This window comes from Corynebacterium sp. LK33 (assembly GCF_014334955.1).
Classification (GTDB): Bacteria; Actinomycetota; Actinomycetes; order Mycobacteriales; family Mycobacteriaceae; genus Corynebacterium; species Corynebacterium jeikeium_D.
The window spans coordinates 1-2,053 of record NZ_PDGU01000029.1 but is presented as its reverse complement, the minus strand read 5'-3'; the positions used below and the strand labels follow the sequence as shown (position 1 = coordinate 2,053).

General features: G+C 55.3%; 2 rRNA genes. Both read left to right on the top strand.

The features are described from left to right. A 23S ribosomal RNA gene (locus CRD20_RS10965) occupies window positions 1-1,824 on the top strand; the annotation flags it as partial. Between the two features lie 102 nt (window positions 1,825-1,926). After that, a 5S ribosomal RNA gene (gene rrf, locus CRD20_RS10960) occupies window positions 1,927-2,043 on the top strand. The last annotated feature ends 10 nt before the right edge of the window (window positions 2,044-2,053 follow it).

Sequence of the window (2,053 nt, the reverse complement as noted above, 5' to 3'; positions counted from 1 at the left end):
TTTTTGGTGGTTGGGTAGGGGAGCGTCGCGTGACTGCTGTGAAGCGCTGGGGTAACCCTAGTGTGGAGTGTGCGCGAGTGAGAATGCAGGCATGAGTAGCGAATGAGGAGTGGAAAACTCCTCCGCCGAATGACTAAGGGTTCCTGGGCCAGGTTAATCCTCCCAGGGTGAGTCGGGACCTAAGGCGAGGCCGACAGGCGTAGTCGATGGATAACGGGTTGATATTCCCGTACCCGTGTGTCCGCGCCCATGGTGAATCAGGGATACTAACCCACCTGATCACGCGCCGTTTACTAGCCTTTTAGGTTGGTTGGTGTGTGTGATGCTGGGGACCTGAACTGGTAGTAGCCAAGTGATGGGGTGACGCAGGAAGGTAGCCGTGCCACGTGATGGATATCGTGGTGTAAGCGTGTGGCCCGTGTTCTAGGTAAATCCGGAGCACATGTGGGTGAGGCGTGATGCGTACCCGTTTTGGGGAAGTTGGTGATCCTATGCTGCCGAGAAAAGCCTCTAGCGATGTGGATATACGGCCCGTACCCGAAACCGACACAGGTAGTCAGGTAGAGAATACTAAGGCGATCGGGAGAACTGTGGTTAAGGAACTCGGCAAAATGCCCCCGTAACTTCGGGAGAAGGGGGGCCATGACTGGTGACCGACGTGGTTGAGCTGGTTGTGGCCGCAGAGAATAGAGGGAAGCGACTGTTTACTAAAAACACAGGTCCGTGCGAAGACGGGTAAGTCGATGTATACGGACTGACGCCTGCCCGGTGCTGGAAGGTTAAGAGGACCTGTTAGACCCCTTTTGCGGGTCGAAGCGGAGAATTTAAGCCCCAGTAAACGGCGGTGGTAACTATAACCATCCTAAGGTAGCGAAATTCCTTGTCGGGTAAGTTCCGACCTGCACGAATGGCGTAACGACTTCCCTGCTGTCTCAACCACAGACCCGGCGAAATTGCAGTACGAGTAAAGATGCTCGTTACGCGCGGCAGGACGAAAAGACCCCGGGACCTTCACTATAGCTTGGTATTGGTGTTCGGTTCGGTTTGTGTAGGATAGGTGGGAGACTGTGATGCCTCAACGCCAGTTGGGGTGGAGTCGTTGTTGAAATACCACTCTGATCGTATTGGACATCTCAACCTCGGCCCGTGATCCGGGTTAGGGACAGTGCCTGGTGGGTAGTTTAACTGGGGCGGTTGCCTCCCAAAGAGTAACGGAGGCGCCCAAAGGTTCCCTCAGCCTGGTTGGCAATCAGGTGTTGAGTGTAAGTGCACAAGGGAGCTTGACTGTGAGACTGACAGGTCGAGCAGGTAGGAAACTAGGGACTAGTGATCCGGCACCGGCTTGTGGAAGCGGTGTCGCTCAACGGATAAAAGGTACCCCGGGGATAACAGGCTGATCTTCCCCAAGAGTCCATATCGACGGGATGGTTTGGCACCTCGATGTCGGCTCGTCGCATCCTGGGGCTGGAGTAGGTCCCAAGGGTTGGGCTGTTCGCCCATTAAAGCGGCACGCGAGCTGGGTTTAGAACGTCGTGAGACAGTTCGGTCTCTATCCGCCGCGCGCGTAGAAACTTGAGGAAGGCTGTCCCTAGTACGAGAGGACCGGGATGGACGTACCTCTGGTGTGCCAGTTGTCCCGCCTGGGGCATGGCTGGTTGGCTACGTACGGAAGGGATAACCGCTGAAAGCATCTAAGCGGGAAGCCTGTTCCAAGATTAGGTTTCTTTTGAGGTCCCCTATAGATGATGGGGTTGATAGGCCGGATCTGGAAGCATCGTAAGGTGTGGAGGTGACCGGTACTAATAGACCAAACATTCAACACACAATGTGTGAATTACAGGGTTTTTGCTCGCGTCTACTGTTCAGTGTCTGGCATGACACCACCCACCCAAAGTTGTGGTGGGGATGGGTTGTTGCCTGGTTTTTGTCGGTGGTGTTAGCGGTGGGGTCACGCCCGGTCCCATTCCGAACCCGGAAGCTAAGTCCACCAGCGCCGATGGTACTGCACTCGGGAGGGTGTGGGAGAGTAGGTCGCCGCCGGCATAATAATCTT